At 71.2% G+C, this 25,689-nt stretch carries 21 protein-coding genes and 1 riboswitch; of the genes, 13 read left to right on the top strand and 8 right to left on the bottom strand.

Features of this window, described 5'->3' with window-relative positions; all coding sequences use genetic code 11:
• Positions 1 to 100: 100 nt before the first annotated feature.
• The gene (locus ACWGR4_RS09275; protein ID WP_452128832.1) at positions 101 to 1,594 is read left to right on the top strand and encodes a sensor histidine kinase; all 1,494 of its coding nucleotides are present in this window, start codon (positions 101 to 103) and stop codon (positions 1,592 to 1,594) included.
• A gap of 365 nt (positions 1,595 to 1,959) precedes the next feature.
• Positions 1,960 to 3,747: a cholesterol oxidase substrate-binding domain-containing protein gene (locus ACWGR4_RS09280; protein ID WP_452128831.1), complete on the top strand. Its 1,788-nt coding sequence runs from the start codon at positions 1,960 to 1,962 to the stop codon at positions 3,745 to 3,747.
• Here the strand turns inward: ACWGR4_RS09280 and ACWGR4_RS09285 are convergent.
• Both ACWGR4_RS09285 and ACWGR4_RS09290 read right to left on the bottom strand, forming a co-directional pair.
• A complete protein-coding gene (locus ACWGR4_RS09285; RefSeq protein WP_452128830.1) occupies positions 3,739 to 4,326 on the bottom strand; it encodes a hypothetical protein in 588 nt (195 codons plus the stop codon). The genes ACWGR4_RS09280 and ACWGR4_RS09285 overlap by 9 nt on opposite strands.
• A 184-nt stretch (positions 4,327 to 4,510) precedes the next feature.
• On the bottom strand, positions 4,511 to 5,260 hold the full coding sequence (locus tag ACWGR4_RS09290) for a class I SAM-dependent methyltransferase (RefSeq protein WP_452128829.1): 750 nt from the start codon (positions 5,258 to 5,260) through the stop codon (positions 4,511 to 4,513).
• 730 nt (positions 5,261 to 5,990) lie between these two features.
• Here ACWGR4_RS09290 and ACWGR4_RS09295 point away from each other — a divergent pair.
• The 5 genes from ACWGR4_RS09295 to ACWGR4_RS09315 all read left to right on the top strand — a co-directional run bounded on the left by ACWGR4_RS09295 (position 5,991) and on the right by ACWGR4_RS09315 (position 11,683).
• Positions 5,991 to 7,376, top strand: coding sequence for a DUF6421 family protein (locus ACWGR4_RS09295; protein ID WP_452128828.1), 1,386 nt, complete (start codon positions 5,991 to 5,993; stop codon positions 7,374 to 7,376).
• Between the two features lie 99 nt (positions 7,377 to 7,475).
• Positions 7,476 to 8,177: an SDR family NAD(P)-dependent oxidoreductase gene (locus tag ACWGR4_RS09300; RefSeq protein WP_452128827.1), complete on the top strand. Its 702-nt coding sequence runs from the start codon at positions 7,476 to 7,478 to the stop codon at positions 8,175 to 8,177.
• Positions 8,159 to 9,226, top strand: a complete 1,068-nt coding sequence (locus tag ACWGR4_RS09305; RefSeq protein WP_452128826.1) for a threonine aldolase family protein — start codon at positions 8,159 to 8,161, stop codon at positions 9,224 to 9,226. Before ACWGR4_RS09300 ends, ACWGR4_RS09305 begins: the two co-directional genes overlap by 19 nt.
• A 255-nt stretch (positions 9,227 to 9,481) precedes the next feature.
• Positions 9,482 to 10,846 (top strand): carotenoid oxygenase family protein, encoded by a 1,365-nt coding sequence (locus tag ACWGR4_RS09310; protein WP_452128825.1) that lies wholly within the window; start codon positions 9,482 to 9,484, stop codon positions 10,844 to 10,846.
• 87 nt (positions 10,847 to 10,933) lie between these two features.
• Complete coding sequence (locus ACWGR4_RS09315; protein ID WP_379998324.1) at positions 10,934 to 11,683, top strand: coiled-coil domain-containing protein; 750 nt, start codon at positions 10,934 to 10,936, stop codon at positions 11,681 to 11,683.
• A gap of 159 nt (positions 11,684 to 11,842) precedes the next feature.
• Here the strand turns inward: ACWGR4_RS09315 and ACWGR4_RS09320 are convergent, their stop codons facing one another.
• The 4 genes from ACWGR4_RS09320 to ACWGR4_RS09335 form a co-directional block, all read right to left on the bottom strand.
• Positions 11,843 to 12,463, bottom strand: coding sequence for a transglycosylase family protein (locus ACWGR4_RS09320; protein ID WP_452128824.1), 621 nt, complete (start codon positions 12,461 to 12,463; stop codon positions 11,843 to 11,845).
• A 105-nt stretch (positions 12,464 to 12,568) separates the two neighbouring features.
• Positions 12,569 to 12,731, bottom strand: a riboswitch (cyclic di-AMP (ydaO/yuaA leader).
• A gap of 221 nt (positions 12,732 to 12,952) precedes the next feature.
• Positions 12,953 to 13,288 (bottom strand): EthD family reductase, encoded by a 336-nt coding sequence (locus tag ACWGR4_RS09325; RefSeq protein WP_379998328.1) that lies wholly within the window; start codon positions 13,286 to 13,288, stop codon positions 12,953 to 12,955.
• A gap of 76 nt (positions 13,289 to 13,364) precedes the next feature.
• Positions 13,365 to 14,228 (bottom strand): phosphoenolpyruvate hydrolase family protein, encoded by an 864-nt coding sequence (locus ACWGR4_RS09330; RefSeq protein WP_452128823.1) that lies wholly within the window; start codon positions 14,226 to 14,228, stop codon positions 13,365 to 13,367.
• Position 14,229: 1 nt separating this feature from the next.
• Entirely contained in the window at positions 14,230 to 15,474 is a 1,245-nt protein-coding gene (locus tag ACWGR4_RS09335) for a Tm-1-like ATP-binding domain-containing protein (RefSeq protein WP_379998332.1), read from the bottom strand.
• Between the two features lie 157 nt (positions 15,475 to 15,631).
• Here ACWGR4_RS09335 and ACWGR4_RS09340 point away from each other — a divergent pair, with 157 nt between their 5' ends.
• Complete coding sequence (locus ACWGR4_RS09340) at positions 15,632 to 16,417, top strand: SDR family NAD(P)-dependent oxidoreductase (protein ID WP_452128822.1); 786 nt, start codon at positions 15,632 to 15,634, stop codon at positions 16,415 to 16,417.
• 111 nt (positions 16,418 to 16,528) lie between these two features.
• Here the strand turns inward: ACWGR4_RS09340 and ACWGR4_RS09345 are convergent, their stop codons facing one another.
• On the bottom strand, positions 16,529 to 18,148 hold the full coding sequence (locus ACWGR4_RS09345) for a PucR family transcriptional regulator (RefSeq protein WP_452128821.1): 1,620 nt from the start codon (positions 18,146 to 18,148) through the stop codon (positions 16,529 to 16,531).
• Between the two features lie 302 nt (positions 18,149 to 18,450).
• On the opposite strand from ACWGR4_RS09345, the gene ACWGR4_RS09350 reads away from it, so the two are divergent.
• From ACWGR4_RS09350 to ACWGR4_RS09370, 5 genes are all read left to right on the top strand, one after another.
• A complete protein-coding gene (locus ACWGR4_RS09350; RefSeq protein ID WP_452128820.1) occupies positions 18,451 to 19,335 on the top strand; it encodes an FAD binding domain-containing protein in 885 nt (294 codons plus the stop codon).
• Positions 19,332 to 19,832, top strand: a complete 501-nt coding sequence (locus tag ACWGR4_RS09355) for a (2Fe-2S)-binding protein (RefSeq protein WP_379998340.1) — start codon at positions 19,332 to 19,334, stop codon at positions 19,830 to 19,832. The genes ACWGR4_RS09350 and ACWGR4_RS09355 overlap by 4 nt, the downstream gene beginning before the upstream one ends.
• A 4-nt stretch (positions 19,833 to 19,836) precedes the next feature.
• Positions 19,837 to 22,203, top strand: a complete 2,367-nt coding sequence (pucD, locus tag ACWGR4_RS09360) for a xanthine dehydrogenase subunit D (protein WP_452128819.1) — start codon at positions 19,837 to 19,839, stop codon at positions 22,201 to 22,203.
• 232 nt (positions 22,204 to 22,435) lie between these two features.
• Positions 22,436 to 23,941, top strand: a complete 1,506-nt coding sequence (locus ACWGR4_RS09365; protein WP_452128818.1) for an NCS2 family permease — start codon at positions 22,436 to 22,438, stop codon at positions 23,939 to 23,941.
• A 40-nt stretch (positions 23,942 to 23,981) separates the two neighbouring features.
• Positions 23,982 to 25,127: an XdhC family protein gene (locus ACWGR4_RS09370; RefSeq protein ID WP_452128817.1), complete on the top strand. Its 1,146-nt coding sequence runs from the start codon at positions 23,982 to 23,984 to the stop codon at positions 25,125 to 25,127.
• A gap of 271 nt (positions 25,128 to 25,398) precedes the next feature.
• Here the strand turns inward: ACWGR4_RS09370 and ACWGR4_RS09375 are convergent, their stop codons facing one another.
• Positions 25,399 to 25,608 (bottom strand): CsbD family protein, encoded by a 210-nt coding sequence (locus ACWGR4_RS09375; RefSeq protein WP_078978080.1) that lies wholly within the window; start codon positions 25,606 to 25,608, stop codon positions 25,399 to 25,401.
• Positions 25,609 to 25,689: the final 81 nt, after the last annotated feature.

Here is a 25,689-nt window from a genome sequence, read left to right on the forward strand (position 1 = left end):
GGGCGGCCCGCGCCGGGGGTGGTTCGCGCCTCAGGTATCACGCGTGCTCTCCTCCGCTGGGCTGACGGCGCGCCGGGTGCGGCCGGCTACCGTGGCATCCGTGACTTTTCGCTCCGCCGCCGAGTCGATCCGCCGCCCGTTCCCCTCCTGGCCGCAGGCCCGACGCTCGTTCGCCTTCGACCTCACGGTGGCGATCGTGGTCGGGCCGCTGGTTCCCGCGATCGCCTTGGCGGTGCACCTGCACGAGTCGGGTGCGGACGTCGCGAACGCATGGCTGACGTACGTGGCCCAGGCGATCGCCGGGCTGATCCTGATCGTCCGGCGCCGGCATCCCGCGGTGTGCGTCGCGGTCATCGCGCCCACGCTGCTGCAGGGTCAGTCCTTCGGCGCCCTCTTGGCGGCCTACGCGGTCGCGGTCTACGTGAGCGACCGCCGGCGGATGTGGTTGTTGATCGGCGTCCTGTGCCTGGCCACGTGGCAGCCTTGGGATTGGCGGGATCTCGCCAACAACACCGGGAACACCTTCGGAACACTCACTCCCGCGTGCTACGGCCTCTACATCGCCTCACGCCGCCGGCTCATCGCGGCCCTCGGCGAGCGTGCCGAACGGGCCGAGCGTGAACAGGAGTTGCGTGCCGAACAGGCCCGGGAGGAGGAGCGCAACCGGCTGGCCGGGGACATGCACGACATCGTCACGCACCGGGTGAGCCTGATGGTCCTCCAGGCGGGCGCGATGCGTTCGCAGGCGGTCGACGACGCGACCCGGCGGGCGGCGGAGGACCTGCGTTCGACCGGGTGTCAGGCGCTGGCCGAACTGCGCGATCTGGTCTCGGTGTTGCGCGCCGCGCAGGAGCGTGACGCGCGCGCCCCGGTGGAACCGGCGGTGCTGGACGCATCCGCGCTGGTGGAGGAGTCGGTGGCGGCGGGGGTGGATGTGCGCCTGGAGGTGGAGGGTACGGCCCGGCCGGCCTCGCCGGTGGTGGTGCGCACCGCGTATCGGGTGGTCCAGGAGGCACTGACGAATGTGCACAAGCACGCGCCGGGCGCCTTCGTCCGGGTCCTGGTGCGGCACACCGACGGCGAGTTGCGGATCACCGTGACGAACACCGCGCCCACCCGGCCGCCGGAGATCGAACTGGGCGCGGGTGGCACGGGATTGGTCGGGCTGCATCGGCGGATCGAGCTGACGGGGGGCACGTTCCGGGCGGGGCCGCGGGCGGATGGGGGCTTCGAGTTGGACGCGCGGTTGTCGGTGGGGGCCGGCGCGGCGACGGCGGCCGTGGATTCCGGTGCGCCGGGTGACCCGAACGAGCCGCCACGGGCCGAGACTTCGACCGAAGCCGAAGCCGAAGCCGAGGCCGCGTCCGTCGAGCCGCCGAGCGGGGTCGCCCGGGTGTCGCGCGCGCGTCCGGTACGCCCGGCCCGGGAGCGGTCGGGCCGGGATCGATCCAAGGCGGGCCGCCCCGCCCCGGAGCACGTGGACCGCCCGGAGCACGCGGAGCGTTCGGGCCGTTCGGATCACCACGAGCGCTCGGACTCCGCCCCGGCGTCGACACCGGGAGTACTGACGGGATCACGCCCCGAAACCGGCTGATACCCGGAGGATCCGGCCGCGCCGACTTCTCGATCCTCGACACGTGTCACCCACCTTTCGGTGTTGACTTGCGCGGCCCCCGGATGGACCCTCGGGCCAGCCGCGTCGCACCGTTCGGCCGACCGGCCCCGGGTTCGGAACCACCCCGAACCCGCCGCCTCGGCACGCCCGGCACGGCCCGCACCGGCACGGCACCGCACGGCGCCCGGATCCGTTTCTCCGCTCCCGCGCCGTGGTGTTCGACATCACCGCTCCACCTCGCTCCTCGGCACGCAGCAGATCGATCTTCCGGAACCGGAGCCACCGATTCCGCATGTCGAATTCCCCCGGGCTGCAGGCCCTCGGGACGCCCGAAAGGCATCCTGATGCCCCGACCGAACCACCCGAGTCCGAACCCGAACCACTCGAACCCGAACCCGAACCCGAATCCCGACCCGAGCCCGTCCCGCCGCGCGGTGCTCGGCGGCCTCGCCGGCGCCGCGCTCGTCGCGGCCCAGTGGACCCCCGTCGGCCTGGCCCCCGCCGCCGGGGCCGCCGCGCCGCCGGCCCCGCCCGACTTCCCGGCCGGCATCACGCTGGGCGTGCAGCAATACCGGAACTGGTCCGGCGAGATGCGCGCCGACGACGTCTGGACGGCGGTACCCGCGCACCCCTCCGACGTGGTGACCCTGGCCAACTGGGCACGCGCCAAGGGCTATCGGCTCCGCCCGCGCGGCATGAGCCACAACTGGTCGCCGATCCTGATCCCGCCCGGCGCGGACACCTCGCGCACCCTGATGGTGGACACCACACGAAACCTGACCTCGCTGGTGATCAACCCGGGCTCGCCCACCACGGTGACCGTCGAGACCGGATGCAGCATCGAGCGCCTGCTGACCAAACTGGAGGAGGTCGGTCGCGGGATGATCGCGACCACCGCGCCGGGCAAGCTGAGCGTGGGTGGGGTGCTGGCCATCGGCGCACACGGCAGCGGCATCCCGACACCCGGCGAAACCCTGCCCCAGGGCGGCACTTACGGCACGTTGAGCAACCTGGTGACGGCGCTGACGGCCGTGGTGTGGGATCCGGCGGCCGGTGCGTACGTCCTGAAGACCTTCCGGCGCGACAACCCCGAGATCGGCCCCTTCCTGGTGCACCTGGGCCGGGCCTTCGTCACCGAGGTCACCCTCCAGACCAACACGAACCAGCGGCTGCGCTGCCAGAACTTCTACCACGACCAGATCGGCACCCTGCTCGGGCCACCCGGCGGTTCCGGCAAGAAACTCGCCGACTACCTGCGCGACTCCGGCCGGGTCGAGGTGATCTGGTTCCCGTTCACCACGGTGCCGTGGCTCAAGGTGTGGAGCGTCGCGCCGAGCAAGCCGTGGGTGTCGACCCAGATCAACGCGCCGTACCCGTACACGTTCGCCAACTTCGTCACCGAGGACCAGGCGAAATTCCTCGCCGACATCGCCACCGGCAACGTCGGCGGCACCGAGGTGTTCACCAACGCCGAGATGGCGGTGGTCGGTTCGGGCCTGATCGTGACCTGGACCTGGGACATCTGGGGCTGGTCGAAGAACACCCAGCTCTTCGTCGAACCGACCACGCTGCGCATCCACGAGGGCGGTTGGGCGGTGCTGACCGCGCGGGCGAATGTGCAGCGGGTGCTCAACGAGTTCTTCGTGCGCTACACGGGCCTGTTGAGCGCGTACAAGGCCAACGGACAGTATCCGTGCAACAGTCCGATCGAGTTGCGGGTGACCGGCGTGGACCGGGCGAGCGAGGTCGTGGTCGCGAACGCGGTCGAGCCGACCCTGTCCGCCGCCCGCCCGCGCCCCGACCATCCCGAATGGGACACCGTGGTCTGGCTCGACGTCGCCACCCTGCCCGGCACCCCCGCCAACCACGACTTCTACCGGGAGATGGACTCCTGGATCTGGGCCAACTACACCGGCAATTACGCCTGTGTCCGCCCGGAGTGGTCCAAGGGCTGGGCGTACGGCCTCGGCGGCGCCTGGACCGACACGGCCGCCGTGACCGGCCGCATCCCGAACGCGTTCCGCGCCGGCCTGCCCACGACGGCGAACTTCGACACGGCCCGCGCCACCTTGAACAGGTACGACCCGAGTCGCGTCTTCGCCAACCCGTTCCTGGACGTGCTCCTACCCTGACCGCCCGCCCAACCAGCCGTCATCCAGCGACCCGTTGTCGTCGTACACCACGAACTCTCGCTCCATCGAAGCGATTTCGTACTCGGCCAGGGCGGTCACCAGGTCCTCCGCGGCCCGGGTGGCCGCCACGTCCCCGACCCCGTGGCAGCGCTGCGTGACAAACCGCTCGGCCCGCCCGTCCGCCCGCACCCGTCGCGCGTTGTACGACAGATGCGCCCCATGCCGCAGCACCGCGGCCACCAACCCGCCCGACTCGGCGGCGCCTTCGGCCAACACCAGCTTCACGTGATGCTCGAAATACATCCCGGACCCGAGTTCCCGCGCCCGCGCGTCCGTCCGAGGCACCCCCGGATGCCACGGCGCCACCTCGATCTTGGTCCGCGTCACCCGATGCCCGCCCCGCGCCAACACATCGGCCAACTCCGCGGCCCGCTCCCGAGCCGCCGGCAGGGTCGTGGTGGCCCGCTCGGTGACCATCGGCTGCGACACGGTCCGCCCTCGCGCCAACACGATGTGCGTCACCCCGACGCCCGCCTCGGCGGCCCACCGAACCAACCCGTCCACATCCGGGGTCCCCACGGTGACATGCGTCTCGAAAAGCCCGACCGCCGCACCGGGAAACCCCGCACCATCAACCTCACCCGACCCGTACACACGCCCATCCTCCCAGGTGGGGCACCACGAACGACGCAATAATCGACGGCGCCCCATCTTGGGGAGCGGTCGCGGAGGGTGATCCTGGGCCTTCTCGGAGGCGAGGCGCTCAGGTGGTTCGGAGTCGGAAGTGCAGCAGGTCGGTCGAATCGGCAAGGGCGGGTTCACCGTCCGGGTCGGTGACCGCGATCACGGTCAGGCCGGCGGTCATGGCCAGCGTCTCGAACCGGTCCCGGGGGTACCAATGCATGATCCACGGGCGGTCTTCGATGGTGCTGTCCGAGCCGTGGTGCCGTTCGTAGCGTAGAAGAGTCGTCTGTGTCCGGGCTGTCTCGTCGCGTTCCTCGGAGACGACGGATACCCGGAGTTCGGCGCCGTCGGGTGCGGCGGCCGTGCGCACCCGGCCGATCTGTTCGGCGGGGGTGGGTGCGGGGGTGAACAGGGGCACCAGGGCGGTGCCGCCCTCAGTCAGGTGATCGCGGATGCCGCGCAGGGCGGTGAGCGCTGTGGCGTCATCGGGAAGCAGGGTGAAGGTCGGCCCGGCCAGGAAGATCGCCCGGTAGCGGCGGGGCAGGTTCAAAGCCTCCATGCGCTGGTGGAACACGGTGGCACGGATGCCTTGTTCGTCTGCCCGGCGTCGGAGCCGCTCCAGCATGTCGGCGGAGGAGTCGACGCCGTCGACGTCCAGGCCGCGTCGGCACAGTTCGAGCAGGGGGTCACCGTCTCCGCACCCCAGCTCCAGTGCCGGTATGCCGGCTTGACGAATGAAGGCCGCGTAGGGTTCGGGATCCTGGGAGAAGGATTTCAGCGGTCCGTAGAGCTCCGCGACGATGCCGGTGTAGAAGTCCGCTGGGTCCACGCCCGTCACCCTACGCAGCCCCTTCCCTGCGTTCACCCGAATATCGAGAGTGGGTCACTGCAGGTGTGGCGGTGCCGCCCTGGTGGCCGAACTCCGTGCCACGCACGCGCCGGGTTCGTGCGGCCCGTCCCCGAGAGCGGTGCACGTGGCGCACAGGTGGCCGCGTTCGTCGGTATGTCTGGGCCCGGACCTCGTCATCAGGGCCCCCGATCCCGCCACGCCGAGCTGGTACCACCCCGCAGACCGGCGCGGCCGGCACCGCACCGTGTCAGCCCCGGCCCGAAGCAATACGGGTCGGGGCTGACCGCACTTCCTGCCCGAGCGTGACCCCCTGCCGCCCGTGACGCTCGTGCTCCGGCCCATCGGCGTACGGGATCGCAGGTTCGGGCAGTGAGAGTGGATGCGGATCCGGGAGCGTTCCCATGGTCGACTGGTTTCGTGATCCGGAATCAGTATTCCGAAGAGCGGATCGACGGTCCATGGCGACAACCTTCGGCGGCTGGGTCGGGAAATCTTCTGGCTTCTCCCCGGGCGATCAGGGTCGGGCCGCGCTTCGGTCGGCATCGGGCCGGCCGTGGACTTGCCGGGAGCAAGATGATCGCATTCTCAACTTATTCGGGCAAAACGCACTGGAGACGATAAGATTGCGTTTGAATCGGCCTTGCCACGTGAAATTCTTTTGACATAGGTTCGCCTGGCCGTGGTTCCTGCGTTTCCCTGAGGGGGTTTCATGTCCGACATGACCCGCGTAGCCGTCCGTACCGCCGTCGACCACCCGCAGTGGCCGGTGCTCAAGGAAGCCGTTGCCGACCTGCGTCCGCTTCAGGCCAAGGACGGCTCGATCGAGCCGTCCGGGCATGCTGCCGCCCGCCTTCTGGTCGCCGACATCACCGCCGCCATCGCGGCGCTCGCCCCGCTGTTCCCGCACGACGAGGCCTACCTCGACGCCGTCGTGGCCGATTTCCACCGCTGGGCCGAGGCCGACTTCGCGCGCCCGGACTTCCTGGACTCGCTGGTCGCCTTCCGCCCCGAGCAGAACCGGCGGGACGGTCTGGAGCACCTGGTGGTCTTCCCGATGACCACCCAGAACGGCAATCCGAACCGCAACGTCGAGGCGGTCCTGCTGCGCGTGGTGTGGCCGCAGTGGCTGGCCGACCTGGAGGCGACGCGCTACGACAACGCGATGTTCGTGCCGCTCGCGTTCGTCGACTTCACCGACGGATACGACACCGACTCGGCGGTGCTCTTCCCCGAGACCGTCGCCGTCCGCGAAGTACCCAGGTTCACCTGGGGCGGCATCTTCTGCGACCGCGAGGCGGCTCGCTTCCGCCGGGTCGGGACCGCCGCGGCGGACACCCTCGGCCTGGAACTGCCGCCGGAGGCACAGGCGTTGGTCGAGAGCCAGCAGCTCGCCCAGAACGCGTTCGTGTTGTGGGACCTGATCCACGACCGCAGCCACATGCGCGGGCACATGCCGTTCGACCCGTTCATGATCAAGCAGCGCATGCCGTTCTGGATGTACGCCCTGGAGGAGCTGCGCTGCGACCTGACCGCGTTCCGCGAGGCGGTCGCGCTGTCCGCGGAGGGCGAGCCGACCGCGCCGCTGGTGCGCTACGCGGTGATCTTCGACCGGCTGTTCCGCTTCCCGGTCACCGGTGGGCGGGTGCGCAACTACGACGGGCTCGGCGGGCAGCTGTTGTTCGCCTACCTGCACCGCGCGGGTGTGCTCGACTGGTCGGACAACCGGCTCACCATCGACTGGGACCGGATCACCGACGCGGTGCTCGGCCTGTTCGACGAGGTGGACCGGCTCTACCGCGAGGGTGTCGACCGGCCGAAGGTCGGCCACTGGCTGGCCGGCTACCAGTTGGTCGCCAAGTATGTGCCGTCGCACCCGGGGTCGGTGTGGGCCAAGGGGACCGCCGCGCTGCCGATGGACGGCCCGCCGAAGGCGCTCGTGGACGCGGTGCTGCCCGACGAGTTCCCGCTGAGCATGTTCTACGAGGCGCTGAACCGGCGGCTGCGCGACGTGATCGCGTCCACGCGCGGGATCACCGCCGACGCCCCGCCCACGGGCCCGGTCGGGGCGCGCGAGCGGGAGGCCGCGGTGTCGTGACCGTGCGGATGCGACGGATGCGACCGACGTGATGGGTGCGACGTGCGCCCACCGGGGTACGGGGCAGGACGAACGGCACGTGAACGAGGAGTCGCAGTGATGAACGGTCTCGAAGGCGCGGTGATCGCGGTCGCGGGCGCGGGTGGACCCACCGGGCGGGCGGTGCTCGAACGGCTGGTCGGCGCCGGCGCCCGCGTGTACGGCGCGGACGCGGACGCCGAACGATTGCGGGCGAGCGTGGACGCCGCGCCCGGAGCGCACGGCGCGGTGGTGGACCTGCTCGACCCGGACGCCACCCGCCGCTGGGCGGAGGAGGTCGAGCGCGAGCACGGCCGAGTGGACGGGCTGGTGCACCTGGTCGGCGGCTGGCGCGGCGGCAAGAAGTTCGGCGACAACTCGCTCGACGACTGGGCCCTGCTGCACAACCTGCTCGTACGTACCCTCCAGCACACCACGCTGGCCTTCCACGAAGCGCTCGCGCGCAGCCCGCGCGGTCGGTTCGTACTGATCTCCGCCGCCGCGGCCGGACAGCCGACCCAGGGCAACGCGGGCTACGCCGCCGCCAAGGCCGCGGCGGAGACCTGGACCCTCGCGCTCGCCGACGCGTTCACCGACACCGAGGCGGCGGCCACGATCCTGGTGGTCAAGGCGCTCGTCAACGACGAGATGCGCGAGGCCCGACCCAACGCAAAGTTCGCCGGATTCACCGACGTCGCCGATCTCGCCGCCGAGATCGCGGGTCTGTGGAACACCCCGGCCATCGACCTGAACGGGAAACGACTGTGCCTGAACGTCCCCTGACCCCGCGTCACGACCCCGACGCGCGCGGTTTCGCCAGCGACAACTACGCGGGCATACATCCCGAGGTGTTGGCCGCGATCGGCACGGCCAACGGTGGACACCAGATCTCCTACGGCGAGGACGTCTACACCGAGCACCTGACCGAGGTCTTCCGCGCCCACTTCGGCGAACGCGCGGAGGTGTTCCCGGTGTTCAACGGCACCGGGGCCAACGTGGTCGGCCTGCAGTCGATGACCGACCGCTGGGACTCGGTGATCTGCGCGGCCACCGCGCACATCAACGTGGACGAGTGCGGCGCGCCGGAGAAGGTGGCGGGCCTGAAGCTGCTCACTGTGGCCACCCCCGACGGCAAGCTCACCCCCGAACTCGTGGATACGCATGCGTGGGGTTGGGGCGACGAACACCGGGCCCAGCCGCGGGTGGTCTCATTCGCGGAGAGCACCGAACTGGGCACGGTCTACACGGTGGACGAGATCGCCGCGTTGGTCGCGCACGCGCACGACCACGGCATGCTCGCCCACCTGGACGGCTCGCGCCTGGCCAACGCCGCCGCCGCGCTGGACGTGCCGCTGCGCGCGCTGAGCACGGACGTGGGCGTGGACGTGTTGTCCTTCGGCGGCACCAAGAGCGGCCTGATGTTCGGCGAGGCCGTGGTCGTGCTCAACCCGGACGCGGCGCGCGGCATCAAGTATCTGCGCAAGGCGGCGATGCAACTCGCGTCCAAGATGCGGTTCGTGTCGGTGCAGTTCGAGGCGCTGCTGTCCGGCGATCTGTGGCTGCGCAACGCGCGGCACGCGAACGCGATGGCGGCGCTGCTCGCCGAGAAGGTCGCCGACCTGGACGGGGTGACGCTGTCTCGGATGCCACAGGCCAACGCGGTGTTCGCGGTGCTGCCGGCGGATGTGACCGAGCGGATGCAGAAGCGGTTCCGGTTCTACACCTGGGACGAGTCGATCGGCGAGGTGCGCTGGATGACGGCGTTCGATACCACCGAGGCGGACATCGAGGCCTTCGCGACCGCGCTGGCCGAGGAGTTGGGCGCGCGCTAACCGAACGGGCGCACGGCGGTGGGCGGGTCGGGGCGGGTGCCCCGGCCCGCCTTCGCGTAGTGCCGGGGCTTTGTCGGGTCGACCTCGAAGTGGTGCCGGGGCTTTGTCGCATCGACCTCGAAGTGGTGCCGGTTTCCGGCCGGTTGCGGACTTCTTTCGGGGCGCACGGGTCGGCGAGGGCTCGTTCACATCGGGTGCCGGATCAGCGGCGGCAGGTGCTACAGTCACCGACCCAGGTGATCGGAGCGCGCCGTCGTGGACCTGCGAAAGCCCTATCTCGCCGAGCACTTCGCACCAGTCGCCGACGAGATCGACCGGCGCGACCTGAAGGTTCGGGGCATGCTTCCGCCGGAGCTGAACGGTCGCTACATCCGCAACGGGCACAACCCGCGACCCGGCGACGTGCCGTCGCACTGGTTCCGGGGCAGCGGCATGCTGCACGGCATCCGGCTGCGGGCCGGCCGGGCCGAGTGGTACCGCAACCGGTGGGTGCGCACCCCCGCGTGGAACGGCGCGCCGTATGTGCGCGCGGACGGCAGCGTCGACCTGACCGCGAGCATCGCCGGCACGCACATCGTCGAACACGCCGGTCGGCTGCTCGCGCTCCAGGAGGCCAACCTCCCGTTCGAGGTGACCCGCGAGTTGGACACGGTCGGCCCGTACGACTTCGCCGGCGGGCTGACCACCGCGATGACCGCGCATCCCAAAACCGATCCGGGCACCGGCGAACTGCACTTCTTCGGCTACTCGCCGACCCCGCCGTATCTGACGTACCACGTCGCGTCACCCCGGGGGCGGATCATCCGCAGCGAGGTGATCTGCGGCGCGGGACCCTCGCTGATGCACGACTTCGGGCTGACGCGACGCCATGTGGTCTGGCTCGACCTGCCGGTGGTGTTCAACCCGGCCGAGTCCTCCGGTGTGCCCTACCGCTGGAGCGAGTCCTACGCGCCCCGGATCGGCGTGATGCCGCGCACCGGCCCGGCCGTGCCGACCTGGTTCGAGGTGTCGCCGGGGATGGTGCTGCATGTGGCCAACGCGTACGAGGACGCGCGCGGTCGGATCGTGCTGGAGGCACCGAGGTTCGATCGGGCCGCGTGGGAGACGAGTTGGCGGTGGTGGGTGGGTGCGCCCGGCTACCCCGAGTCACCCGTGGTCGGCGCGATCTCGCACCGATGGATCCTGGACCCGGCCTCGGGCGTCGCGGGCGAGCAGGCACTGGACTCGCTGGTCGTCGAGTTCCCCACGATCGACGCCCGCGCGGTGGGCCGGCCGCACCGATTCGGCTACGCGTCGGCCTTTCCCGGGGCGGGGCTGCGCGAGTACGCGATCGTCAAGTACGACCGGGTGAGCGGGGAGCGGTGGATCGCCGGACAGGGGCGCGACCGTATGCCCGGCGAGGCGGTGTTCGTGCCGGCCGAGGGCGGCACCGCCGAGGACGACGGCTACCTGCTCACCGTGGTCAGTGATCTGGCCCGGAATGCCTCGGAGTTGCTGGTACTGGACGCGCGCAGGATCACCGCGCCGCCGATGGCGGCCGTCGAATTGCCGCGCCGGGTGCCGGCCGGGATCCACGGTTCGTGGATCCCCGACCCCGACGGATCGGTTGCCGACGGCTGAACCCGATCACGGTGATCTCCGTGCTCTACAGTCCGAGCAGCGTGCTCGGGTGGGCCGGGCGCCGGGTGGGGTGGGAGTGCGATTCGGGTGGGTGCGACCAGGCTGCTTGCGGTTCTGCTGTTCGTCGGCACGACGGCGTTGGGCATCGTGCTGTACTTCGTCGAGGACACGTCACTGGCGGATCTGCTCTCGCTCGGGGCGGGGGCGGTGTGTCTGTTCTGGCTGATCCTGGTGCTCACCGCGCCGTGGAACCTGTACTTCCGGGCCCAGCGGGTGATCACGGAGATCGCGATCAGCCGGGAGCGGGGCCTGGCGGTACCGGAAGGGCGTGACGTCGAGGCCCGGCGGATCGCCCGCCGACTGCTCTACGGCGCGATCGGCGCACACGTGCTCTCCGCCGCCGTGATCGCGCTGATCACCTGGATCTCCGGTGGCGTGGTGGGCTATTGGTTCGCCGGGTTCTACCTGCTCAGCACCCTGTTTCGACCCGGTCAGGCGTATGCGGAGCACCTGTCCCAGCGGCTGCGCACCATGCTGCGCGAGGTGACCCACCCCCGCGACGACGTGCTCGCGGTCAGCCAGGACGTCACGGCCCTCAAGGCCAAGGTCGAGGCCCTGGAGACCCGCACCAAGGAGTTGCTGGAGAGCATCGAGCAGCTCAAGGAGACGACGGTCTTCGGGGCGGCCGACACCACCAAGCGCTTCCAGGAGGCGGACCGCAAGGTGGACGCCCTCGGCCGCCGCTTCGAGGACACCATCAGCCAGTTGACGGACAACCAGGAAGTCATCTCCGGCATCAAGGCGTTCCTGCGGCTATTGCGCACCGAGCAGAGCTGACCGGGCCGTTCGGCCTACTCGCGTCCGGTGCTCACCGCCAACGCCATCGCGCGCATGTCCGGATCGGGATGGGCGCGTGCAACGGCCCGGCCGGGCCTGGTCGAACGCGCGTGGGCCCCGCCGAATGTCTCGGCGGGGCCCACGTGGTGAGGGTATGGATCAGACGGCGAGCTTGGTGCCCACGGCGATCACGTTCGGGTTGTCGCCGAGGACGCCGGCGTTGGCCGTGTGCAGGGCCTTGTAGCCGCCCTTGACACCGAACTTGGCCGCGATCGCGGACAGCGTGTCACCGGACTTGACGGTGTAGGTGCCGGAGCCCGACGCCCGCTCGGTCGCGGCCGACTTCGGCGCGTCCTGCTTGGCGACGTCCTGCTTGGGCTGCACGTTGAGCTTCGGCGCGTTGCCGGTCGCGGGCTTGGCCTCGGACGTCGGCGCGGCCTTCGGCTCGACCGAGGACTTGGTCTTGCCGGTGGTCGAGGACTCGGCCGTGGCGTTGGCGTCGCCGCCCTTGCCCAGACCGGCCTTCACGGAGCAGACCGGCCAGGCGCCGGGGCCCTGGCTCGCCAGGACCCGCTCGGCGACGGCGATCTGCTGCGCCTTGGAGGCCTGCGCGGCACTGGCCGCGTACTGGCTGCCGCCGAACGCGTTCCAGGTGCTCGGGGTGAACTGCAGACCGCCGGAGAAGCCGTTGCCCGTGTTGATGCCCCAGTTTCCGGTGCTCTCGCACTGGGCGACCGCGTCCCAGGTGGACGAAGTCGCGGCGTTCGCGCTGCCCGCCATGCCCACGAGGGGAAGGACGAGACCCGCACCTGCGGCGACGGCGATGCCGGCGCGACGGCCACGAGAGAGCGAACGAACCGGAGCGGTGATGGCACGGAAGGTCATTGATTACCTCGTCGGGCGCCTACGAAGTTAGCTGTCGGGTTCGGACGATTGGCCCGGCCTCGCCTGTCACAGGCATGGCTTCACCCCAGGCATCGGCAGTGCCGATGTCGGCTCACTTGGTTCCCCCGCTCCTGCCGCCAGTCGATATCGACTGCTTCCCTCGGACGGCGGCAGGATTCGGCGTACCGCCCGGGGAGTCCGCTTGTGCGAACAACCACGAAGCTACGCACCGGTTCGCCGGGTTGGCAAACATTTCGGGTGGTTTGTGACGTCCCCCATAGGGAGGAATAACACCTATTTGCCCGATTTGTCGCCGTCTTTGCAGGTCACGGCTCCGGCGTACACGGTGCGCGGCCGCGTGGTCACGCGTGCGTCAACGACGGGCTATTCCGTCGCGGGCAGCTCTACCGGAACCACTACCCGCTCCTCGTCCCAGAGGAACGTCGCGCCGCCGGTCGCGAAATTGGGCACATCGGCCACCGTGGCCCGCCCCTCGGGCGAATCCAGCACCGCCTCGAGTTCCGCGCGCGAGGGCGCGTACAGCGCGACCACCAGGTAATAGGGCGGCTTCGCACCGGACGGATCCGGTTCGCACTTGCCGATGGTCCAGCCGGTCAGTCCCGGCATGGTGCGGGCCAGCGGGACGTGCTTGTCCCAGTAATAGGAATCGAACGCCGCCGGGTCTTCGGGGTGGCCGTAGAGCACGGTCAACTTGTACATGCCGGGTCCTCACGCTCGTGGTTGTCGGACGGACGGACGTGCGCGTGCGCCACGCATCTACTGCCGGGCGCGTTGGTTACGGATGTGCCGGAGTGTCGCCCGCCGTGGCGGTGCCCCCACTCGGGGTGATGCTCTTGAACGCCCGCGCCTGCTCGGTGATGGCCACCTCGGTCGGCAGGCGCTCCATGCTGGAGGCGCCGAAGAAGCCGACCACGCCGGTGGTGTGGGCCAGGACGTACGCCGCGTCCTCGGGTTCGGCGATCGGCCCGCCGTGGCACAGCACCAGCACGTCGGGGTTGACCTCCGCCGCCGCGTCGCGCATCTCCTGCACCCGCTCCACCGCCTGGTCGAGGGTGACCGCGGTGGTCGCGCCGATGCTGCCCTTGGTGGTCAGCCCCAGGTGCGGGACCAGCACGTCGGCGCCGGCCGCCGCCATCGCGCGGGCCTGCTCGGGATCGAAGACGTACGGCGCCGTGAGCAGGCCGCGCTCCGCCGCCAGCCGGATCATCTCCACCTCCAGGTCGTAGCCCATCCCGGTCTCCTCCAGGTTCTGCCGGAAGACACCGTCGAACAGGCCGACCGTCGGGAAGTTCTGCACTCCCGCGAAGCCCATGGCCGCGAGTTGGTCCAGGAAGTGCGGCATGATCCGGAACGGATCGGTGCCGCACACCCCCGCGAGGACCGGGGTACTGCGCACCACCGGCAGCACCTCGCCCGCCATCTCCACCACGATCGCGTTGGCGTCGCCGTACGGCAGCAGTCCCGCCAACGAACCCCGGCCGGCCATGCGATAGCGGCCCGAGTTGTAGATGATGATCAGGTCCACACCCCCGGCCTCGGCGCACTTGGCGGACAATCCGGTGCCCGCGCCCGCGCCGATCACGACGCCGCCCTGCTCGACCGTCGTGCGCAGTCGGCCCCGCGCCTCGCGTCCGTTCATCTCAGTCCACGTGTCCCTTCGTGATCAATTCGTGCAATCGATCCGCCGCCGCCTTGGCGAACGCCGGATCGTTGATGTCCGTCGCGACCTCGCGCACCTCGACGGCGGTCCCGTCGAGGCCGGCGCGCAGCGCGTCGAACAACGCCGTATCGGCGTCGGAATCGTAGAAGGGTCCGCCCTCGACGTCGATCGCGGAGACTCCGCGCAGCGGCAGGTACAGCGCGGTGGGCCCGGTCGCGTCGATCAGTTTGGCCGCGATCCGCCGTCCCAGTTCGGCGTTTTCGGCCGGTGTGGTGCGCATCAGTGTCACGGTCGGGTTGTGCACGTACAACAGCCGGTCCTCGAAACGCGGCGGAACGGTGTCGCGGGGGCCGAAGTTGACCATGTCCAGCGCGCCCACGCTGACCACCTGCGGCAATCCCATCCGCCCGGCCGCGGTCAGCCGCTGCGGGCCCGCGCTGAGCACCCCGCCGACCAGGTCGTCGGCCAGCTCGGTGGTGGTCAGATCGAGGACCCCGGCCAGGAAGCCGCCCTCGGCCAGGTTCTCCATCGACCGGCCGCCGGCCCCGGTGGCGTGGAACACCAGTACCTCGTAGCCCAGTTCGTTGAGCCGCTCGCGCGCCGCGTCCACCGCCGGGGTGGTCACGCCGAACTGGGTCGCGGCCACCAGCGGTCGGCCCTCGCCGGTCACCCCGGCGACCGCCGCGCGGTCCTCGGCGTAGCCGCCGGCCATGCCCGCGATCGCGTCCGCCGCGTTGCCCAGGATGCGTTCGGAGAGCCGGTTGATCCCGGCGATGTCCACGACGCTGTACATCATCGTCACGTCCACCGCGCCGACGTACGGCGACACGTCGCCCGCCGCCATCGTGGACACCAGCAGCTTGGGCACGCCCACCGGCAGCGCGCGCATCGCGTGGGACGCGATCGCCGAGCCGCCCGAGCCGCCCATCGCGAGCACCCCGTCCACCCTTCCCTGCTCGAAGAGTTCGCGCAGAATCGAGGCCGCGCCCTCGGCCATCGCGGTGGTCGCCGCGCCCCGGTCGGCGCGGGTGCGCAGGTCCTCCAGATCGGTGCCCGCCGCGGCGGCGACCTCGCCCGCCTGTACATCGGCCTGGGCCAGCGAGTCGCCCAGGACGCCGACGTTCATCAGCAGGACCTCGGCTCCTCTGGCCCGCAGCCGGTAGGCCAGCCACGCGTATTCGGACCCCTTGGTGTCCAGCGTTCCGATCAGTACGACGGTGGGCATCGGTGCCTCCGGTGGTGTCGGTACGGCTTGCCGGGTTGACGCTTCGGCGGCGAACGGCCGCGCACAGTAACCCAACCGGATGATCATGGCAATGCAAAGCACCGTGCGATAGGACGGGTGGCGAGTCGCGGATTTCGCGCACGTGAAAGGGGTGTCGATGGCGGAGGAACCGGACGCACGGGTCGCAATCGTCGCGGGAGCCGGAGCGGGCATCGGGCGCGCGTCGGCATTGGCGCTGGCCCGCGACGGCGCGGACCTGGTGCTGGCCGCCCGCCGCCCCGAACCGCTGCGCGAACTCGCGGACGAGATCCGGGAGCTGACGGGCCGTCGGGTGCTCGCGGTGCCGACCGACCTGGCCGACCAGGGCGCCTGCCGCGCGCTGGTGGACACCGCGGCCCGGGAATCGGGCCGGGTGGACGTGGTGGTGAACGTGGCGACGTACAACCCGTCGGGACGCCTGGAGGAGTTGGACCCGGACGAGTTCCGGCGCGCGTTCGAGATCAACGTGCTGGGCGTACTGGCCGTCTCCCGCGCCGCGTTGCCCCATCTGCGCGCGGTCGGCGGCGGCTCGATCGTGCAGATCTCCTCGGAGGCGCCGCGCGCGAAGCTCGTCGGGCTGGGCGCGTACGCGGCGACCAAGGCCGCGATGGAGGTGGCCTCCGGGGTGTTGGCCAAGGAGGTCGGGCCGGACGGCATCCGGGTCAACGTGGTCGTCGCGGGCTACACCGAGAACGCCAAACTCGCCGGGTGCATCGCCGACATCGCCGCGCGCCGGGAGGTGCCCGAGAGCGAGGTACGGGCCGAGCTGACCCGGTCCTCGGCGCTGCGCCGGATCACCCGGCCCGAGGACATCGCCGACGCGGTCGCCTTCCTGGCCTCCGACCGGGCCCGGGCAATCACCGGCACGGTCGTCCCGGTCACGTCGGGGGTCTCCTTCGGCTGACCCGGCCGGCACGATTTTCGACCCATCGGCCGACCCGGGATCCGCCCGACCGATCCGATTTCGACGCATCGGCGGGGAAGCCGGGCCGCCGGTACGCCCGTTCGCGCCCGCTCAGCGCAGCCGCAGCGCCAGGAAGAAGTCCACCTTGTCCTCCAGACGAGCCAACTGACGCCCGGTCAGCTCCTCGATCCGGCCGATCCGGTAGCGCAGCGTGTTCACGTGTACGTGCAACCGCGCGGCGCACCTGGTCCACGACCCGTCGCAGTCCAAAAACACCTCCAACGTGCCGATCAGGTCCGCCTGATGGCTCGCGTCGTACGCGCGCAGCGGTTCCAGCAACCGGCCCCGGAAGGCCCGGCGCACGTCCTCGGGCACCGCGGCCAGCAGCGCCACGTGCGAGGCGAGTTCGGCATGCCCGACCACCTCGATCCGGCCCGTCCTGGTCCCGGCGATCCGGCCCGCGTGCCAGGCCTCCTCCAAGGCGCCGCGCAGCGCGTCGGCGCGGTCCACCCGGGCGCTCACCCCGATGTGCGCCCGCAGGTCGTCCGTCGCGGGCCCGTCCAACGCGGCCAGCCGCTCGCGCAGCAGGCCCGCGGTGGGATCCGGCTCGGCGCCGTCCCGGTCGTCCCCGCTCTCGCACGAGATCAGCGCCACCGCGCCGGAGCCGGCCGCCGACACCAAGGCGGGCGTCGGTCGATCCGCCAGCGCCTCCTCCAGGAGCACCCGGGCCAGTCGGGGTGCGTCGCGCACGGGCACGTCGGGCAGCGTGAGGGTGACGAACTGCCGGTGCCACGTGTCGCCCTCGTCCGGCTCGGCCACCCGCAGGCGTGTCGCCACCTCGAACGAATCGGCGCCGCTCGCGAGCAGGTTCAGCACGTCCTCGGCCACGCGTCGGGTGTGCCGGCGCCCGTCCTCGACCCGCTCGCGGCCCACCGAGACCAGCCGGACCAGTTCGCCCAGCAGCGCCTGGTGCCGGTCGGGCCAGTCGCTCACGTCGTCCTCGACCGCCAGGAACCAGTCGCCCCACGCGTCCGGGTCGGCCGCCCCACCCGCCTCGGGCACCGGCAGCAGCGAGAACGAGCGCCCGTCGGCCCGGTGCCGGAACGGCCCCCGGGCCCGGCGCTCGCGGGCGGCGAAGTGCGCGCGGGCCAGCTTGACCCGCAACCCCGGTGCCAGGTCCGGCCCGCCGGCGGCGGCCTGCCGCCCGGTCAGCGAGAGCACCCAGCAGTGGATGTCGATGTCGGCCGCGACCAGCCCGAGCACCCCGTCCAGCCCGGCCCCGCCGGCCGCCGCCTGGACCAGACGTCGATGCCGGTCGACCACCGCGGTCAGGTCGTCGGCCCGCTCGGCGGAGATCCGCCGGACCACGAACTCGGTCAGGTGGGCGAAGGACAACTCCTCCTCGACCGCGAACAGCGGCAGGTGATGCCGCTCGCAGGCGTCCACCAGATCGGCCGGGATGGCGCCGATCTCCGCCTCCCCCGCGGCCAGCGCGGTGGCGCCGCCCCGGGTCAGCACCCGGACGAAGCGGTCCGAGTCGCCCGGGCCCGAGCGCCAGCCCATCCCGGTCAGCACCAGGGCCCCGGCGGTCAGGTAGCGGCTGGGGTCGTGCAGGTCGGTGGTCATCACCGCGCGCACCGTACGATCCAGCTCCCCCTCGCCCACCAGCAGACGGATGCCGGCTATGCCGACGCCGGTCGTGCCATCGCCGAGAAGCGCGCGCAATCGCATCGACGGCCCCCTCTCGATCGAGCCGGCCACGGCGTCGGCCGCGCGGCGGATCCGTCATACCGGTTCGGCGACCGGACGAGCACTTGGAGAAAAGTACGGGAACACCGCCCGTGTGACACGCCTGGGTCATGTCTTCGGTGGGTACTCGCAGTGACCTCCGTCTCGGTGTACTGGTGCGCACCCTCCCATCCACAAAAACGACCGGTCACGAAACGAGCGGTCACCACGCCCCGAGCGACGCGCCCCCCGCGACGGGTACAAGGACGGTAGGGCCATACGCAAGGCAGAAGGAGACACCCGACATGGAATTCCTGCGGCCCGCGACGTGGGAGGAGGCGCTCGCCGTCAAGGCGCAGCACCCGTCCGCGGTCCCGATCGCCGGTGGCACCGACGTGATGGTCGAGCTGAACTTCGACCGGCGTCGCCCCGATGCCTTGGTGGATCTCAACCGGATCCGCGAGTTGCACGAATGGCGGATCGAGGACGACGACACGGTGCGTCTGGGCGCCTGCGTACCGTACGCGCGGATCATCGAGTCGCTGCACGACCGGCTGCCGGGGTTGTCCCTCGGCGCACGCACCGTCGGCTCGCCGCAGATCCGCAACCGGGGTTCGGTCGGCGGCAACCTCGGCGGCGCCTCGCCGGCGGGCGACGCGCACCCGCCGCTGCTCGCCTCGGGCGCAACGGTGGAGGCGGCGTCGGTGCGTGGCACCCGGCTGATCCCGATCGACGACTTCTATCTCGGGGTCAAGCGCAACGCGCTGGAGCCGGACGAGCTGATCCGGGCGATCCACATCCCGTCGGCGACCGGGCCGCAGCAGTTCGCCAAGATCGGCACCCGCAACGCGATGGTGATCGCGGTCTGCTCGTTCGCGGTCGCGCTGCACCCGCGCACCCGGGATGTACGCACCGGGATCGGCTCCGCCGCGCCCACCCCGCGCCGGGCGCGCGAGGCGGAGGAGTTCATCCGGGCCGAACTCGACGAGAGCGGCCTGTGGACCTCCGGCGGCGAACTGCCGCAGGCCACCGCGCGGCGCTTCGGCGAACTGGTGGCGGCGGCCGCCGCGCCGATCGACGACGTGCGCGGGTCGGCCGCGTACCGGCGCCACGCGCTGGCCGTGATGGCGCGCCGCACCCTGCTCTGGACCTGGAACGACCACCGCGCCACCGGGAGGGCCGCCGCATGAGGGTCACATTCACCGTGAACGGCCGCCCGACCGAGGCGGACGACGTGTGGGAGGGCGAGAGTCTGCTCTACGTCCTGCGCGAGCGGGTCGGGCTGCCCGGGTCCAAGAACGCGTGTGAGCAGGGCGAGTGCGGCTCGTGCACGGTCTATCTCGACGGCGCCCCGGTGTGCGCGTGTCTGGTCGCCGCCGGACAGGTGCAGGATCGTGAGGTCGGCACGGTCGAGGGGTTGGCCCACGGGGACACGCTGGATCCGGTCCAGCAGGCGTTCGTGGACGCGGGCGCGGTGCAGTGCGGGTTCTGTACGCCGGGCCTGCTGGTCCAGACGCACGACCTGCTCAACCGGGCGCATCACCCGTCCGACGCGGAGATCCGCGAGGCGCTGTCCGGCAATCTGTGTCGCTGTACGGGCTACGAGAAGATCATGGACGCGGTCCGGTTGGCGGCCGCGCGCAAGGCCGACGCGCGCGGTACGGCGCCGGCCGGTTCGGAGGGCTGACGCCATGGCCGGTCCGACCATGCCCAAGAACCTGCTCGACGTCGCCGCGCCCGGTCGGGACGGCATCGGCGCGTCGCCGCTGCGACCCGACGGGATCCTCAAGGTCAAGGGCGACTTCGCCTACGCCTCGGACCTGTGGCACGAGGACATGTTGTGGGGCACGACACTGCGCAGCCCGCACGCCCGGGCCCGGATCCGATCCCTGGACGTGTCCGCGGCGCTGGCCCTGCCGGGGGTGTACGCGGTGCTCACCCACGAGGACATCCCCGGCAGCAGGTTCTACGGCCTGGAGATCGCCGATCAGCCGGTCCTTGCCATCGACGAGGTGCGCTTCCACGGCGAGCCGATCGCGATCGTGGCCGCCGACCACCCCGAGACCGCGCGGCGCGCGGCGGCCCGGATCGCGGTGGACTACGACGTGTTGCCGGCGATCGGACCGGTCGAGGCGCTGGATCCGGAGCGATACGGCTACGTGCACGCGCCGGCCGACTACAAGGCGCACGCCTTCGGCAACATCGTGCACAGCCAGCACATCCACCACGGCGACGGGGACTCGGCGCAGGTGCGCGCACGGGCCGATGTGATCGTGCGCGGCAAGTACGAGGTCGGCATGCAGGACCAGGCGTTCCTGGGCCCGGAGTCGGGGCTCGCGGTGCCCGCCGAGGACGGCGGGATCGATCTGTACATCGCCACCCAGTGGCTGCACGTGGACCGAGAGCAGTTGTGCCCGGTGCTCGGTCTGCCGCCGGAGAAGGTACGACTGTCCCTGGCCGGCGTCGGCGGCGCGTTCGGCGGGCGCGAGGACCTCTCGATGCAGGTGCACGCGTGTCTGCTCGCGCAGTACACCGGCAAGCCGGTGAAGATCGTCTACAACCGCGAGGAGTCGTTCTTCGGCCACGTGCACCGCCACCCGGCGACGATGGTCTTCGAGCACGGCGCCACGCGGGACGGCCGGTTGGTGTTCGTCCGGGCGGAGATCGTGCTGGACGGCGGCGCGTACGCATCATCCTCCCCCGCCGTGGTCGGCAACGCGGCCTCGCTGGGGATCGGTCCGTACGTGATCCCGAACGCCTCGATCGACGCGACCGCGGTGTACACGAACAACCCGCCGTGCGGCGCGATGCGCGGCTTCGGCGCGGTCCAGATGTGCTTCGGCTACGAGAGCCAGATGGACCGGCTGGCCGCGGAACTGGGCCTGGATCCGGTGGAGTTGCGGCGGCTGAACGCGATGGAGCAGGGCTCGGTGCTGCCCACCGGCCAGGTTGTGGACGCGCCCGCGCCGGTGGCCGAACTGCTGCGCCGGGTCGAGGCGATGCCGCTGCCGGCGGCGGAGCACCGGCACACCGGCGACGGTGTGGACGTGCGCGAGTTGCCGGGCGGGGTCTCCAACAGCACGCACGGCGAGGGCGTCGTGCGCGGGATCGGCTACGGGGTCGGGATCAAGAACGTCGGCTTCTCCGAGGGCTTCGACGACTACTCCACCGCACGGGTTCGGCTCGAGGTGGTGGGCGGCGCGCCGGTCGCGCTGGTGCACACCGCGATGGCCGAGGTGGGCCAGGGCGGTGTCACGGTGCATGCGCAGATCGTGCGCACCGAGTTGGGCGTGGACCTGGTGACCATCGCGCCGGCCGATACGCGGGTGGGCTCCGCCGGGTCGACCTCCGCGTCGCGGCAGACGTACATGACGGGCGGTGCGGTCAAACTGGCCGCCGAGGCGGTGCGCGGCACGGTGTTCGAGCGCGGCCGGCTCCGCCACGGCTGGACGCCCGATCTCGTGGCGGGCCTGCGCCTGGTCGGCGGCAAGGTGGTCGACCGCGCCGACGCGGTGGTCGCCGACTTGGCCGACCTGCTCGGCGACGAACCCGTGGACGAGACCGTCGAGTTCCGGCACCGCCCCACCCAGGCGTTCGACCGGACCACCGGACAGGGCTTCGGACACGTCCAGTACACCTTCTGCGCACACCGCGCGGTGGTGGACGTGGACGTGGAGCTGGGCCTGGTCAAGGTGGTCGAACTGGCCGCCGCACAGGACGTGGGCAAGGCGATGAACCCGCTCGCGGTGCTCGGCCAGATCCACGGCGGCAGCACCCAGGGGCTGGGTCTGGCGGTGATGGAGGAGATCGTGGTCGCCGAGGGGCGGGTGCGCAATCCGTCCTTCACGGACTACCTGATCCCCACCATCCTCGACACCCCACCGATGCCGGTGGACGTCCTCGAACTGGCCGACCCGCACGCCCCGTACGGGCTGCGCGGAGCCGGCGAGGCACCCACTTTGTCCGCGACGCCCGCGATCGTCGCGGCGATTCGCGCGGCGACCGGCCTGGCCCTGAACCGGGTGCCGGTCCGGCCGGAACACCTCACCGGGCTCTGAGACACCGTCAGTTCCCGTTCTCATCACCGTAGTACGGTCCCGGCGGCGGCGCAGACGCGGCCCCCGGGGCCGGACCGGCTCGACCCCGCACGGCCGATCGCCGCGCCGTCGAGCGGACGCGCCCCCACGCAGGAAGGTCGTCGCGCCCGCCTGCCCGGAACAGGCTCCGGGCGGCTGCGCCGCGGCGACCGGCTCCACCCCAACAACACCTAGGACACTTGGGAGTGGGAAAGTGCCTCAGACATCGGTTCCGACGGAACCCGGCGAGAATCCCCCGAATCCGCCGCGCGGATCCGGGGCGACCCGGGCCGGCGATCCGCCGCCGGCCGGCTCGTCCGGTTCGGGCGCGTTGGACACGTACTTCCGGATCAGCGCGCGCGGCAGCTCGGTGGGCCGCGAACTGCGCGGCGGTCTCACCACGTTCATGGCGATGGCGTACATCCTGTTGCTCAATCCGATCCTGCTGGGCGGCAAGGACGTCAAGGGGCACCAGCTCGACCCCGCGCAGATCACCACGATGACCGCGCTGGCCGCGTTCATCACCACGGTGGCGATGGGCCTGATCGGCAATGTGCCGCTGGCGCTTGCCGCGGGCCTGTCGGTGGCCGGTGTGGTGGGCAACCAGGTCGCGGCCGAGATGACCTGGCCGCAGGCGATGGGCCTGTGCGTGATCTACGGCCTGATCATCATGCTGATGGTCGTCTCGGGGCTGCGCGAGCGCATCATGAACGCCATTCCGATGGCGCTCAAGCACGCGATCACCATCGGGATCGGCCTGTTCATCGCGATGATCGGGCTGAACAAGGCGGGCGTGGTGACCGAGAACGCCGCGCCCGGCGGACCGCCGGTGACGCTCGGCCCGGCCGGTGAACTGGCCGGCTGGCCGGTGCTGATCTTCGCGGTCACGGTGCTCACCATCTTCATGCTGATGGCCCGCGACATCCGCGGCGCGATCCTGATCGGCCTGGTCTTCGGCACCGTGCTGGCGATCGTGGTCAACGCGATCGTCGACATATCCGACAAGACCTGGGGCGGTGGTGTGCCGAACCTGCCGGACAAGGTGGTCGATGCGCCGGACTTCGGGCTGTTCGGCGAGGTGAGCGTGTTCGGCGGCTTCTCCGAGGCCGGCGGCATCACCGCCTCCGTCCTGGTGTTCACTCTCGTCTTCGCGGGCTTCTTCGACGCGATGGCGACCATCATCGGCATCGGCACCGAGGCCGAGCTCGTGGACGACAAGGGCCGGATGCCCGGGCTGTCCAAGGCGCTGGCCATCGACGGTGCGGGGGGCATCGTCGGTGGGGTGACCAGCTCGTCGGGTCAGACCGTCTTCATCGAATCGGCGACCGGCGTCGGCGACGGCGCCCGCACCGGGCTGGCCGGCGTGGTCACCGGCACGATCTTCGGCCTGATGTTGTTCTTCACCCCGCTCGCCGGCGTGGTCCCCGACCAGGTCGCCGCCGCCGCGCTCGTGGTGATCGGCTCGATGATGATCACCCAGGTCAAGCACATCGACTGGGACGACAGGGCCGCGGCCATCCCCGCCTTCCTGACCATCGTGCTGATGCCGTTCACGTACTCGATCACCGCGGGCGTCGCCGCCGGCGTGATCGTCTACACGCTGATCAAGGCCGCCCAGGGCAGGTTCCGCGACATCGGCCCGCTGATGTGGGTCCTCACCCTGGCCTTCCTCGTGTTCTTCGCCCTGCATCCGATCAAGGAGTGGTTGGGCGTCAGCTGACGCCCGCACATCGCACCACCCACACCCCCAGGAGACGTCGATGCTCGACCTCGGGAGCGAACTCGCGGCATGGCGCCGTGCGGGAACGCCATACGCCCTGGCCACCGTCGTCGGCGTCGGCGGGAGCGCCCCCCGCCCCCCGGGCGCGGCGCTCGCGGTGGGCGCCGACGGCACGGTCGTCGGCAGCGTCTCCGGCGGGTGTGTGGAGGGTGCGGTGTACGACTTGTGCCGCGAGGCGCTGGAGTGCGGCACCCCGGTGCTCCAGCGCTTCGGCTACAACGACGAGGACGCCTTCGCCGTGGGGCTGACCTGCGGCGGAGTGCTCGACATCTTCGTACAACGCGCCGGCGACGCGACGGTGGAGGCGGCCCTGGCCGCGGCCGAACGGGACATCCCCGTGGCTGCGGCCCGCGTCGTGGCGGGACCGGCGGCGCTGGTGGGGCGGGCGATCACGGTCGTGGGCGCGGCGCGAGGGGCGCACCCCGCGGAGTCGGCGGTGACCGGTACGTTCGGCGCCGATCCCGCGCTGGACGCATCCGTGGTCGCCGAGGCCCGAGCCATGCTCGCCCTGGGCCGCACCGGCCCGGTGACGCTGCGCCCGGACGGCCGCCCATGTCCGGAATCGGACCCCGACGACGTCACCGTCTTCGTGGAGACCCGCACCCCGCCGCCGCGCCTGCTCGTCTACGGCGCGATCGACTTCGCGGCGGCGGTGACCCGCATGGGCAACCTGCTCGGCTACCGGGTGACGGTGTGCGACGCGCGGGAGGTGTTCGCCACCCGGCGGCGTTTTCCCGACGCGGACGAGGTGATCGTGGACTGGCCGCACCGCCACCTGGCCTCGATCGCGAACACCCTCGACGCCCGCACGGTGATCACCGTTCTGACCCACGACCCGAAGTTCGACGTCCCACTCCTGGACCTGGCGCTGCGCCTGGATCTGTCCTACGTCGGCGCCATGGGCTCGCGCCGCACCCACGCGGCGCGCCTGACCCGGCTGCGCGAAATCGGGCTCACCGAAAAGCGGTTGGCCGCGCTGCACTCCCCCATCGGCCTGGACCTCGGCGCTCGCACCCCCGACGAGACGGCCCTGTCCATCTTCGCCGAGGTGGTGGCCACCCGAACCGGCGCCACGGCCCGCCCCCTGCGCACCGCCACGGGCCCGATCCACCACACGGCGACCTGACCCCGCCACCCCGTCGTGCCGAAGCCGACCTCGTCGACGCCCCCGCCCGGGCCGCCGCGCTCGCGATCGCCGTAGTCGTGCCGCCGCGGGCCGACCGCCGCCCGTTCGGGCCAATTCGTCGGAACCGACCCGCGTGGGCCGACCCGTCCCGGCCGACCCGCTCACCCACGCCGCGAGGCCCCCGGCGCACCGGGGGCCTCGCGGTTGCCCGACTCCCGTCGCACGCGGCGACCGGGCGGGCCCTGCGATCAGTCCCGCTCGAACGAGACGATCAGTCTCGCTTGAGCGAGCCCTTGATCTTGTTGATCGCCTCGTTGGCCTTGTCCTTGGCGCCCTCGACGGCCTGCTTGGCCTTGGCCGAGCCCTGATCCTGTTGACCCTCGTCCCGCAGGTCCTCGTTGCCGGTCGCCTCGCCGACCTTCTCCTTGGCCTGGCCGGCTGCGTCCTGGGCCTTGTTGCGGATGTTGTCGTCGATGCCCATGTCTCGGGTCTCCTGTCGCGGTAGACCGCGCGCGTCCGTTGATCGCGCGACGTCCGGCCCGACCTATAACCGGAAACGACC

This window comes from Embleya sp. NPDC055664 (assembly GCF_053618075.1).